This window comes from Chitinophaga sp. (assembly GCF_035564935.1).
In the GTDB taxonomy this organism is placed as follows: Bacteria; Bacteroidota; Bacteroidia; order Chitinophagales; family Chitinophagaceae; genus Chitinophaga.
The window spans coordinates 1-13,634 of the sequence record NZ_DATMTE010000142.1; the positions used below are offsets into that span (position 1 = coordinate 1).

The 13,634-nt window shown below is 43.9% G+C and carries 5 protein-coding genes; all 5 read left to right on the forward strand.

Annotated features, from left to right (window positions below; translation table 11 throughout):
• The first annotated feature begins 89 nt into the window (after window positions 1-89).
• Window positions 90-1,538, forward strand: a complete 1,449-nt coding sequence (locus tag VN105_RS03830) for a glycosyl hydrolase family 28 protein (protein WP_325638099.1) — start codon at window positions 90-92, stop codon at window positions 1,536-1,538.
• A 52-nt stretch (window positions 1,539-1,590) separates the two neighbouring features.
• Window positions 1,591-3,606 carry an alginate lyase family protein gene (locus VN105_RS03835; protein ID WP_325638101.1) on the forward strand — a complete coding sequence of 672 codons (2,016 nt, stop codon included), beginning with the start codon at window positions 1,591-1,593 and terminating at the stop codon, window positions 3,604-3,606.
• 607 nt (window positions 3,607-4,213) lie between these two features.
• Entirely contained in the window at window positions 4,214-8,881 is a 4,668-nt protein-coding gene (locus VN105_RS03840; protein ID WP_325638103.1) for a LamG-like jellyroll fold domain-containing protein, read from the forward strand.
• 489 nt (window positions 8,882-9,370) lie between these two features.
• The gene (locus VN105_RS03845) at window positions 9,371-11,293 is read left to right on the forward strand and encodes a glycoside hydrolase family 97 protein (protein WP_325638105.1); all 1,923 of its coding nucleotides are present in this window, start codon (window positions 9,371-9,373) and stop codon (window positions 11,291-11,293) included.
• 108 nt (window positions 11,294-11,401) lie between these two features.
• A partial coding sequence (locus tag VN105_RS03850; protein WP_325638107.1) for an alginate lyase family protein occupies window positions 11,402-13,634 on the forward strand: 2,233 nt, incomplete at its 3' end.

The window sequence follows — 13,634 nt, forward strand, 5'->3', positions numbered from 1 at the left end:
ATACGAAAAAGTATCCCAACGGTATCGTCCGGGGGCAGTTGGTAGCAACAAAAAAATAAATCTGTTCATTTAATCCGATTCATCAACGTATGCAAAAGTTTCTATCTCTTATTTTCCTTGCTTGTATTTATACTTTAGAAGTAAATGCACAGGAACTCATTACTTATCCTCCTCCGAAAGCAGTCGTATACTCCATGCACAATGATGACTACACCGTGAAAGTGCGAAAACCCGGTGGAGAATGGGAAGATTTGTATGAATACAATGTAAAAGTTGATCTTGATAAACCGCAGGATGCTTCGATGGTGTATTTCGATTTCTCGGGATCTGTAGAAGTGTTTGTTCAAAAGAATAACGGTAATACGGAGTCTGTGAAGATCCGTCCGTCTTCTTATGAAATAAAACCGGTCTTAAATGGAAACAGTATCACGTTTGCGTTAGCTGAACCTGGAAAGATTTCAATAGAGTTTGATGGCGATAAACTGCACAACCTGCACTTATTTGCCAATCCTATTGAAACATCCCGTCCCGATCCCAATGATCCGGATGTTATTTATTTCGGCCCGGGTGTGCATGTACCGAAAGACCTGCCCGGTGAAGCGTTTAACATTGCCTCGGGTAAAACCGTTTACATAGCCGGAGGCGCTATAGTGAGAGGGAAATTACTGTGTGATAAAGTAAAAGACGTTCGCATTATAGGGCGCGGAATTATTGACCAGCCACAGAGAGGTGTCGAGATCCGGCACTCAAGCAATGTTACTGTAGATGGAATTATTGTAGTCAATCCAAAACACTATACAATTTTTGCAGGGGGATCAGATCATCTTACCATCCGTAATTTGAAATCATTCAGTGCAAGCTCCTGGAGTGATGGACTGGATTTTATGAGTTGCAGTGATGTTACGGTCGATGATGTGTTCATGCGCAACTCTGATGATTGTATCACAGTGTATGGACATCGCTGGGAATTTTATGGCGATGCAAAAAACTATTCGGTTACGAATGCTATTCTCTGGGCCGATGTAGCGCATCCCATCAATATCGGTGTTCATGGAAACACAGAAAAAACAGGTGAAGTAATTGAGAACTTGCTGTTTAAAAACATTGAAATACTGGAGCACGATGAGGATGATCCTACCGCGGAAGGATGTATGGCTATTCAGGCGGGCGACATGAACCTGGTTCGCAATGTTCGCTTTGAAGATATACATGTGGATAATTTCCAGGAAGGAAAGCTCCTGCAATTAAAGGTTGCGTTTTATGATAAATATAATGCAGCCCCAGGCAGAGGAATAGAGAATATCTATTTCAAAAACATAAGTTATAACGGCATTAATAATTCTCCGTCTATCATAAATGGTTTGGACAAGGATCATCTTGTAAAAGATGTGACGTTCGAAGGCCTTCGCATCAACGGAAAGCTGGCCACTAACGTGGTGGAGGCAAATATTAAACTGGGTGAGTTCACCAAAAATATAACGTTCAGAAGTTCACAGCCAATGAAAAAGAGTTTGATGGGTTCGCCGAACCAGCGGTAAGGAACATTATGAACCATATAAATAACTAATGATGATAAAGTTAAGTTCTGTCATGAATCAAGTGAAATACCTGTCATTTTTCCTTTTTCTTTTTTACAGTATTACGGCAACTGCACAAACCTTTATTCATCCCGGCGGCTTACACACGCAAAGCGATTTAGACCGGATGAAAACCCAGGTGGCAGCCAGAGCGCATCCCTGGATTGATAGCTGGAACGCATTGATTGCTCATCCAAAAGCACAAAACACTTACACAGCAGCACCGCAGGCCAATATGGGGGTCAGTCGTCAACGAGCCTCCGCCGATGCGATTGCTGCGTACCTTAACGCTTTGCGTTGGTATATCTCAGGTGATACTTCTTATGCAGCCTGTTCCCGGAAAATTTTGAACGCATGGGCTCAGGCTGTAAACCAGGTTCCCAGTGGCCAGGACATTCCCGGATTAATGGGAATAGCGGTCTATGAATTTGCTGTAGCAGGTGAGATACTGCGTCTTTATCCTAATTGGGCGCCGGCGGATTTTAATCAATTCAAAACCATGATGACCACTTACATGTATCCGAATTGTCATGACTTTCTAATTCGCCACAACAATACCTGCATCAGTCATTATTGGGCTAACTGGGATATTTGTAACATCACCGCCATCTTAAGCATTGGTGTATTGTGCGATGACACCACTAAGTTCAATGAGGCCATTACCTACTTTAAATCCGGAGCAGGCAACGGTAACATTACTAAGGCAATTCCTTTTTTACATCCCGGAGATTTAGGACAGTGGCAGGAAACAGGCCGCGACCAGGAGCATGCACTTTTGGGCGTGGGTATGCTGGGAAGTTTTTGCCAGATAGCATGGAACCAGGGACAGGATATGTACGGGTATGACAACAACCGCCTGCTGGCAGGCGCGGAGTACATTGCCAAATACAATCTTTGGAAAGATGTTCCATATATAACATATAACAACTGTGATAATGTGCTGAACTTTTGGACATCAGAAAAAAACAGCTTTGGCCGTGGCAGGTTACAACGCCCTATCTGGGAAATGATTTATAACCATTATGTGGTCAGAAAAGGGTTGAATGCCCCCTATGTAAAAGCCATGGCAGAAGTAAACCGCCCGGAAGGATTTGAGCACGATGACAATATTGGATTTGGTACGTTGTGTTATACTTTAAGTGCAAGCGCGTCGCCTTATCCTCCCTCTCCTGCGCCATCAATACCAACAGGCCTGAAAGCAACGGCGAGTGTCGGAAAAGTATGGTTAAAATGGCTTCCTGTTGCTACGGCCAACGGATATAACGTCTTGCGTGCAGCAACAAGCAGCGGACCCTATACCACGATTGCTACCTACAAAGGAATTGCTCCTTTATATGAAGACACCAGCGTGACTAACGGGGCCAGGTACTACTATGTCGTATCCGCCATTAACCAGGCCGGAACAAGTGGCAACTCTTCCGCAGTAGACGCAACGCCGGTAACAACCGGTCCATTACCAGCAGGTTGGGTTAAACAGGATATCGGAACGGTTGCCACTCCAGGTAGTGCCGGTTATGCAAATGTGAGTAACGGAACTTTTGTAGTGAGTGGTTCCGGTGCAGGCATCGGTAGCGCCGCCGATGGTTTGGCTTATGTGTATAAAAGTGTAACCGGCGATGCTACGATCACGGCACGGGTTGCAGCAAGTACATGGACTGGCGGCGGCGCTCAGAAAACAGGCCTCATGATCCGGGAGTCGCTTTCTTCCAATGCCGTTGCTTTCAGTATGACATCGGGAGATGGGGGGATTCGTGAGGCAAGGTTTGGAAGCCGTATTACCACAGGCGGTTCTATGGGTTTTCAAACTGGTAATGCATACACCCGTACTCCAACCTGGTTCCGTTTGCAAAGAGCAGGCAATACAATCACTGCCTATCAGTCAACCGATGGGAAAACATGGTTTGCCGTAGGTACTCCGGTTACTGCATCAATGGCGCGTACCTATTATGTTGGATTGGCTGTTTCGTCAAACAGCCCCGGTTTAAACACAGCAACATTCGATAGTATAATGGTAACGGAGAGGCGGTAAGCGAAAGAAGAGCCTGCAGGCATAAAAAATCTTTTTCGGAATATTTACTGATACCAATTTTTTAACCTGACAAAATAACCCTATGATGAACTTTTTTACACACTGTACTTTTCCAAAGGTCAGGAGGTTCAACTGCTTTTGGGCAGCGATCTTTATCTTTTCCTTAAATGCAAGGGCGCAAACCTTTGTACACCCGGGCATCCCTCTTTCAGGTTCGGACCTGGGTATATTGAAGGCTCATGTGCAGGCCGGCGATTATCCGTGGAAACAGGCTTATGATATCATGGCGGCAGACGGTAAGTCTCAGCTGACTTACCAGATGCAGGGGCCTTTTGCCTCGGTTAGCCGTAATCCTCACATAAACCGTAATCAGTGGATGAGCGACATGAGCGCTGCATTTAACTTGTCTATGATGTGGTATTTTACCGGGAATGATGCCTACGCTATTAAAGCAAGAGATATTTTATTGGCATGGGCAAATACTCAAACACAATTTGTAGGACAGGAGGCAAACCTGGACTTAGGGGATTTCGCTTATGCGTATGGTGGCGCCGCCTCCATCCTTCGGGGAACATGGAGCGGTTGGACAGCAGCGAATACCACAGCCGTGCAAGGCCTTTTTAATAATGTATACTGGCCGGCGTGTGGTGCCGCCGGTTATGCTTTAGGACCGGCAAATAAAGGAACCTTGAGTATAGCTGCAGGAGCGGCAATCGCCGCATTTTCTGATGATCCGGAAAAAGTAGCGCACGTAATTTTCCTGATGAGATATATAGGCGCTACAGGGTTTAAAAATACGTTACCCAGCGGGCAAAATGGTGAAAGCGGAAGAGACCAGGGCCATTCTCATGGAATGTGGAGTTCCCTGGCTTTTGCCGCAGAAGTTTTATGGAAGCAAGGCCTGGATCTTTACTCCGAACTGGATAACCGGCTTCTTGCAACAGGAGAATATTTTTCCCGGAAGAACGCAGGAGAGCCTATCGGGTTCGTACCCTATGGTCCTACCGACTGGTATTATTTAACCGATCAAACAGGCATTTGGGATGGAGGAAGATGGGGATTAACACTATTGCACGGCGCCTACATGGTACGTAAAAATTTAAGTTCCCCTTATATTTCAAAGCGTCTGATAGACATACCAAGACGGTTTGATCCTGTGTATACATGGTTTTATAAATCGGAGGATAACTCTACTGCTACTGTTCCGCCTCAAACCGAAATTGTTCCTTCTCCCGGTAAAGTGGGAACAGGTGGTCTGACAGATCTGGATGTTGGCGCCGCTTCCCCGCCAGGAAGCAGTTCCTATAACAATAATGTTTGGACAGTAAATGGAGGCGGGACTGAAATATTGACACATTCAGCCGATGGTTTTCACTTCGTTTACAAGGAAGTGACTGGCAACTGTTCTATTATAGCGAAAGTGGAAACAGTTGGAACAAGTGCTCCTAATACAAGGGCAGGGCTAATGATTCGCTCTGATTTGACAGCTACCTCAGCGCAAAGGGCGTGGATTGCAATTAAGCCGGGGAAAAGAGCAGAAGCTTTTATGCACGGATGGACTGAGGTCCGGGGCGGATCCAATTGGGAAAAAGCTGAAAGGGCTATCCCCCAGGATGCCTATTGGGTGAAGATCGAAAGAATTGGAGATGTGATAGTAATGTATTACTCACCAGATGGCACAAGCTGGGCTTCGGAAGTTCAGGGAAGGTTTGCGGGTTTTACCGGCAAAGCCTATATTGGCCTGGCTGTTTGCTCAATGGCCAGTGGCGTTCTAAATACGTCTGCTTTTAGCAATGTCAGCATTACAGGGGGACAGGGAGGCATTGTTACCGTACCTGAAACTCCGCATTCCATATATGCATATGCTGGAAATAACCAGGTCCAGGTCCGGTGGCTTTCTTCATTTGGCGCAGAGAGCTATACGCTCAAACGGGCGAACTCGGAAAATGGTACGTACACAACAATTGCGTCTAATCTTTCCGGGAATAGCTTTATGGATAATAATGCGACGAACGGGCAAATCTATTATTATAAAGTTTGTGCTGTAAATGCTGCTGGCACAAGTGCTGACTCACCCGCTGATGCCGGTACACCCAAAGCGCCATATGTGCCTCAAACATTAAATGGTTTGTACCGAATTATAGTAACACATAGCGGTAAAGCCGTTGAAGTAAAAAACAGTTCACTTGCCGATAGTGCCCTGATAGGACAAAAAACGTATTCTTTTACAAGTAACCAGCATTGGATCATAAGCCCTATATCCGGCACAGATTACAAGGTGATTAATTTGCTGAGTGGAAAAGCGATGGATGTAGTGGGTAATGCAACAATGAATGGTGCAGGTATTGAGCAGCGCATCTACTCAAATACAGATGAAGCCCAGGTTTGGTCTATAAAAGACAGGGGAAACGGGACTTTCAGTATCGTGGGAAAGCCAAGCCAGAAATCCCTGGAAGTTCCTGGTTCAAATACCGCAGATGGAATTGCTATGACCATTAACAGGTGGCTTGATGGGACCAACCAGATTTTCAGGATCGAACCCGTTACGGACTCGGAAATGGACTCCACTTACCTTCAAAAGCTGGCAGAAGCTATAAAATTACGCGATACCACCGAAGTGACTACAACAAATGAACTGGGTAAGTTTCCCGTAGCAGCTAAAGCTCAGTTAAATGACAGCATTACATTTGTGCAGTCGTTGTACAGTTCCCAATCGACAATTACTGATGTTTGTAACTATGTTACTGTACTGGAAAATGCCATCAAACGGTATAAAGCGTCTATGTATTATGGGACGAATTCGCTTGCTGATGGGAATTACTATCTTAAACCCGTTACCAATGATTCATTATGGACAAGGAATACCACCAACACGCCGTTATTTGACATAGTGAATTCCGATCCCCTACTTCAGATCTGGAATGTCACAAAGCAGGGCAATGGCAGGTACAAAATTATTTGTCTCAGCGCCCCGGCGTCCTTCAGTAATTATATCAATGAGAGCGCACAATTTGGCCGTAGCGTTACTCCTTATTCGGATGTCTGGAATTCAATGAATATTTATTTTGATGGGACTTCGTATGCTGTTCAGAGAGCTCAAACAGCCGGAAATGGCTACTGGTATATAAATGGTAATCAAATACAATATATAGTTGGAAATGATAATGATCCGGTTCCATATAACTTTCCTTTCCGTTTCGTGCCCGTGGGAACTATTCCTGTAAACCTGACAGTAGCTGCAGGCGATGCTAAAAATATACTGGAATGGGACCCTATTTTTAATTCCACTTATAATATAAAGCGTTCAACTACACCAGGCGGGCCTTATACTACTATTGAAAACCAGGTCGCCACCAGGTTTACCGACACCGCTGTGAGTAATGGAACAACTTATTACTACGTAGTTGCTTCCACAGACAGTATGGCTTTAAGCCCGGAAGTAACGGCATTACCGGATGCTGGCCAGCTGACTTACCTGAAGTTTAATGAAACAAGCGGAACACGCGCCATTGATAGTTGGGGAGCTACACATGGTACATTGGCAGCCGTAGCAACCCGGGCAGCCGGGAAGGAAGGAAACGCGCTTAAACTTAATGGTACAGCCAATGCCTATGCTACATTACCAACCGGAATCGTAAGTTCTCTATCCGATTTTACCGTTTCAGCCTGGGTTAAAATGGATGCGATGGCAAATTGGATGAGGGTATTCGACTTTGGTAATAATACCACCCAGTATATGTTCCTTTCAGTACAGGCAGGAACCACTACAGTAAATAATGTAAGTGCATCGATAGTCCGGTATGCTATTAAAAACGGAGGAACAGAGTTAAACGTAAGTTCCCCCTATGCCTTCCCATTGAATACCTGGGTTCATCTGGCTGTTACCCAATCAGGAGATACTGCCCGCCTATATATAAACGGAGCTTTGGCATCAACTAACACAGCGATCAGTATTAAGCCTTCACAACTTACCGCCACAGGCGCCACTACCGGCACAACTTTAAACTACCTGGGTAAATCTCAATTCTCAGACCCGGTTTTCAACGGCTCTATTGATGAATTTAAGCTCTACAGAAGGGCATTGAACGATGTGGAGGTTGCAGAAGGTGTTGCGCCTCCGGCCGTAAGAACAAAAAACATCCACGCAGCAGTTGATGCAAATGGCCATGTATCTATCACACCACAACAGGTAAATGATGGTTCGGTGAGTTATTCCGGCGCATTGACATTAAGTTTGGATAAAAGCGATTTCACTTGCTCCAACATTGGCTCACCAGTGACTGTAACGCTTACCGCAAGGGATGAGGAAGGGCGTTTATCTAGTGATACAGCACAGGTGATTGTTGTGGATGATCAAAAGCCAATACTTACAGTGCCTGCGAATCAGTTCTTCTGTTACGAGCAGTCAGGCACTTACAGTGTTCCTTTGTTAACCGCGACTGATAATTGCGGTATTGATTCGATAAGTTATAGTGTAAGCGGATCTACTTCACGAAATGGAAACGGAGCAGATGCAAGTGGTACATTCAATGCAGGCCAGTCAACCATCACCTGGAAAGTAACCGACAGGCATGGCAACCTGAACATTGCCTCAACTATCGTTACAGTAAATGCAGTAATAAGTACAAACATTCCTGATGTATATGCTATGAACCCTGCGGTGGATGCTAAAAATACCCTTTACATTGGTTATGGGCCAACATCATTGGAAGTAACCGCCAATACATCTGGTGGTACCGCACCTTACAATTATCAGTGGAGCGGTGGACAAACCACTCCTTCCATCAGTGTAAATGCAGCAGGAACATATACTGTTGTAGCTACCGACAGCAATGGATGTTCTTCAACTGGTTCTATTCCTATTAAAACTTTAGATGTAAGTTGTGGTAACAATAGCAATAAGGTAATGATCTGTCATAATAACAAAACGATCTGTATTTCTCCGGAAAGTGTACAGGATCATTTGAATCATGGCGATTATCTTGGCAGTTGTACCGCATCTGCTGTCTGGAAAGAAAATGAATCAGTGAAAGTAAATAGCGGGAATGTTATTGTTTATCCTAATCCCGTTACAGAAGTATTGAATATACAAGTAACTAAGGCGGACGCTGGTTCTGTTGTGAAATTGTACAATCAGAATGGGGTGCTGGTAAAAACTTTGTTGATGAACGGAACTCCCGGCGTTATTTCGGTTCGCGGGTTAGCAGCCGGCATGTATTATTTACAGATAAATACCCGGGGAGTAGTCACTATTAAAAAGATTGTGAAGCTATAATTCGATGGCAGACCGGTCGCCAGGCGACAGACAGAGGAAATTGCTTTCATAATTTCTTCTGTCTGCTTTTATTCATCAGCCACAATGTGAACCTGAAGAATGAAGGGTTGTAGAAGAAATAGGTCAGCAAGCTGCTGCTCAACTCAATTCGCAGGGTTTTAATGAAGTAAAAGGGAAGCCGTTTATCTATGAGGATATTCGCTTTGCTACGAAAGGTGATGCGCTTCATGCAATTGCAATGGACTGGCCTGAGGATGGCAGGTTGATTATAAAATCTTTAAGAAAGAACTATGAGCATTATGCGGGAAAAGTTCAAAGAATAGAATGATTGCCCACTAAGCAACCATTAACCTTTGAACGAAATGAAAATGATTGGGTTGTTTCTCTGCCAGAAAAACTTCAGTTGAACTGATGTACGCAAATGTGCTGAAACAACTACTCAATATAAAAATGTTCAGTGCTGATAAATTGAAGGAGTAAATAATATTTATGATGAATTTTAAGTCTAACTACGTAAAGAATTGTATTTTTTTTCTTTTTATGGTGCTTTTGAGTGATGTGGCGTTTAGTCAAACGACTGTAGAAGGAACTAATATTATTATCCGGTCTCCGGATAATAATATTAGCATCCGGTTTTATCAAAAGGAAGATACGGATAAGAACCGTGCAATTTATTATACGGTTTCTTACAAAAGCAAAACTGTAATCAACGAGTCGGTCTTGGAACTGCAATTAGACAATCATCTTTCCGAGAGCGCAATGGCACTAAAGGTGGATGAACACAAGAGGTGGATGGAAAACCTGAAAGTGAAGAAGATCACAACCTCGGCGATGGATACATCATGGATGCCGGTTGTAGGTGAAAAAAAGACGATTCGGGACAAGTACAATGCCGCAACAATCGAAATGGTGAAGGACGACAGCCCTATTTATAATGTGAATGTGGAAATAAGAGCCTATAATGAAGGTGCTGCATTTCGTTTCTACTTCCCTGAGAATAAAAAAGGAACTTATTACCGGATACTGTCGGATAATACGGAGTTTTCGTTGCCCCATGGAACAAAGGCGTGGTTTACCTCATGGGCACAAGGGCCGTATAGCTTACTGCCTTTGGAAGGCTGGACCGATGAAAGCGAACGCCCGCTTACATTGCAACTACCAAGCGGTTTGTATGCGTGTCTTACAGAAGCAGCAATGACAGATTATGCAAGAACAAAGTTTAAGTTAAGCACTACAAAGAAGAATACGATTGTTGCATCGATGTACACCCCTGCCGACCTGATTTCTCCATTTGCTACTCCCTGGCGTGTGATTATGGTTGCAGAAAAACCAGGTGGCTTAATTGAGAACAACGACATTATACTGAATCTGAATGAGCCGTCAAGAATCAAAAAAACCAGCTGGATTGGGTCGGGGAAGATCATGCGCATAATGACACAAACAACACAGGATGCGAAAGATAATATTGACTTCGCTGCACAACATTGTCTTCAATATGTTCTCTTTGATGCCGGATGGTATGGAGATGTATTTAGCTTTGGCTCCGATGCAACAAAGGTGACAAAACCTGATCTGGATCTGCCGCTGATCATTCAATATGCAAAAGAAAAAGGTATTGGCGTTTGGCTGTATGTAAATCTGCAGGGACTGTATGCACAATCCGACTCCTTGTTCAGGGTTTATCATGATTGGGGCGTAAAGGGAGTAAAGTTTGGGTTTGTTCAGGCAGGTTCGCACCGATGGACAACCTGGATTGAAGAGATGTTCAGGAAAGCAGCCGAAAACCAGATCATGGTAAATGTACATGACGACTGGCGGCCAACAGGCGAACAAAGAACCTGGCCTAATTTAATGACTGCAGAAGGTATAAGAGGTAATGAAGAAATGCCAGACGCAGCTCATAATGTTACACTTCCTTTTACCCGCTTTATCGCCGGTGCTGCTGATTACACTATTTGTTATTACGATAAAAGAATTAAGACAACGCATGCCCATCAGTTAGCAATGGCCGTAGTGTACTATAGCCCCATTCAAACGGTGTTTTGGTACGACAAACCCTCGGCTTATCGGAACGAGCCTGAAATAGAGTTTTTTGAAAAGATCCCGGCAACATGGGATGAAACAAAGGTATTGCAGGGAGAAATCGGCCAATATATAGCAATGGCGAGAAGGTCGGGCAAAGAGTGGTTTGTGGGAACAATGACAGGTAACGATGGAAGAGTATTAAAATTGTCATTGAGCTTTCTAGATAAAGGAAAAAAATACATAGCTAAAATTTACTGCGATGATCCGGCTGCTACAACCGTAACAAAGGTAAAGGTAGATACAAAAAAAGTTAGTGCTTCCACCATACTTGATGTTCCACTATTACCATCAGGCGGACACGCAATTTGGTTAACGCCGGAAAAGTAAAGTGGTATCGGTCTGAAGGTATTTACAATAATCAAACAGAACACATTATGGAGATACCGGTTATACAAGGTAGAAAATAGCATCGTTCTCGCAGTAAAATATTGTAGAATGTCAAACATTAATATTGTAGATTTCGTTATGAAAAAGCAGTTTAGGATCATTGTGTTTTTAGGCTCGTTGTTTTTTGTTGGCCCACGTATCAGAGCTCAGGAGTTTGTTCACCCCGGCATCCTGCATACAAACAAAGATTTGCAGCGGATGAAGATGGCTGTTGCCAATAAGGAGGAACCGGTTTACGCAGGATATAAGCTCTTTATTCAAAATCCTGCATCACAGTTCAATTTTAAAATGCAGGGTCCATTGACAACGGTAGGAAGAAACCCAACTGTTGGCCAGGTTCTTTATGATAATGATGCAAATGCTGCTCATCAGAATGCGGTGATGTGGGCAATTACCGGGGACAGGCGTTATGCGGATAAGGCAATCGAAATTGTGAATGCCTGGTCCCGGACATTAAGATCAATAACCGGGAGGGATGCTGTACTTATGGCTGGGCTTGGTCCTTTCAAAATGATCAATGCCGCGGAAATCCTGCGATACACTAATTCAGGATGGAAAGAGGCTGATATCAGGCAAACAGAAAGGCATTTTAAAGAGGTCATCTATCCCGTTTTAAAAGATTTTGCACCATTTGCCAATGGCAATTGGGATGCAGCAGCTATGAAAACAGTGATGGCCATTGCGGTGTTCTGTAATGATAGGCCTATGTTTGAAAGCGCATTGCGCTATTATGTAGATGGGCAGGGAAATGGAAGCTTATTAAATTATGTCGTTAATGAAGAGGGGCAAGTACAGGAAAGCGGGAGGGACCAGGCGCATACGCAACTGGGCCTTGGAATGCTTGCCGAATGTTGCGCCATTGCATGGAACCAGGGATTGGATCTATATGCTTATGGCAATAACCGTTTGCTCAAAGGATTTGAGTACACGGCAAAATTTAATTTGGGAAATGATGATGTGCCTTTCGTTGAGTGGCTGGACAGAACAGGGAAATATCATCATACGAAAATATCGCAGAAAGCCCGTGGTGAACTGCGTGCAGTGTATGAACAGGTATATAATCATTATGTAATTGAGAAAGGATTGTCTGCACCGTATATACAGCAAGCTTCGGAGAAGCTTCGCCCTGAAGGGCCCGGAAAACCCGGTGCAGATCATCCCGGATACGGAACACTTTACTTTGTAACAAAGAAAAGAAATGCTGTTGCCGGTCGTCCTGTTCCTCCTGCTGCAATCATTGCTAAAGGATCTTATAATGAGATTAAGCTGAGCTGGATTGAGTCCATTGGAGGGAATGGTTATATCATAAAAAGAGCAACGAAACCCGGAGGACCTTACATAACCATTGCCAAAAACGTTAAGCAGCCGAACTTTATTGATAAGAAGGTGAACAAGGGAACAGTTTATTATTATGCAGTCACCGCATCAAATGCAGAATATGAAAGCGATAATTCTTATGAAGCTGCAGCTGCTGCTGGATTGCCTTATCCCTGGAAACAGCATGATGTTGGCAATGCAAAGGGTTCAACTTTTTTTGATGGAAAGATATTTGCAATTGAAGCCCGGGGAAATGAATTGGGTAGCACGAGCGATCAGTTGCATTTTACCTATCAACCTTTGGCGGGCAATGGAGAAATCATTGCAAAATTTGTTCCTCAAACAAGCTCGCAGTTTTCTCAGATGGGCTTGATGATGCGGGATGGATTGGATGATCATGCTCCTTTTGTTGCATTAATAATTTACCCTGAGAAAACAGGACAAATAGAATTGCCGGAATGGAAGGTAAAATTGATGACAAGAAATGTTAGAGGATCAAAAGCAGATACCGGTGGCATTTCAATATCGCTTTCAGAACCTGCTGTTACGTGGGGCCGGCTAACAGGAAATGTCTGGCTTCGGCTTCAACATAAGGAGAATAGTTTTGTAGGTGCTGTCTCATTTGATGGGACGACATGGAAGATACTGCCAGATTCACTAATTGGACTAAAAAGGAATTTATTAACAGGAATAACTATATCATCTGGTATGCTTAATCCAACATCTGCATTTTTTGACGACGTTTCAATCCGCCGTACAGGTTCTTTGGATCTTATTCATGGGGACTCTAATGATGATGCTTACAGGTACAATCCCTTTGGTAAGGCGCTGGTTCCGGATATGATTGCTGATGCCAGCATTCAGGAGATCAATGGAACGTTTTATTGTTATGCAACCACAGATGGATATGATCAGGGCTTAAAAACATCCGGTCCGCCGGTTGTATGGAAGTCGAAAGATTTTG